This is a genomic window from Arthrobacter sp. 01L42, from assembly GCF_056400005.1.
Map to the genome: position 1 here is coordinate 1 of NZ_JBFTSL010000063.1, position 357 is coordinate 357.

A 357-nucleotide genomic window follows, 5' to 3' on the forward strand; every position below is an offset into this window, starting at 1 on the left:
GATTCGGCGCCGCCGATCAGCATCAGCTCGGCGTCGCCGGTGTTGATCTGGCGGGAGGCGATGATCGCCGCGTCCAGGGAGGACCCGCAGAGCCGGTTGACCGTGGTGCCCGGGACCGAGACGGGCAGCCCGGCCAGCAGGGTGCCCATCCGGGCGACGTTGCGGTTCTCCTCGCCGGCRCCGTTCGCGTTGCCGAACACCACCTCATCGATCCGCTCCACGTCCAGGGCCGGGGCACGCTTCACGGATTCGCGGATCACGTGCGCGGCGAGGTCATCCGGGCGGATCCCGGCGAGGCCGGAACCGAACTTCCCGAACGGCGTCCTCACAGCGTCATAGATAAATGCCTGATTCATG

The 357-nt window shown here is 68.5% G+C and carries 1 protein-coding gene; it reads right to left on the reverse strand.

Annotation, left to right across the window (positions count from 1 at the left end):
• Positions 1 to 356, reverse strand: a 356-nt coding sequence (locus AC1DN2_RS21385) for a thiolase family protein (protein WP_476851882.1), incomplete at its 3' end; no start/stop codon positions are given.
• Position 357 lies beyond the last annotated feature (1 nt).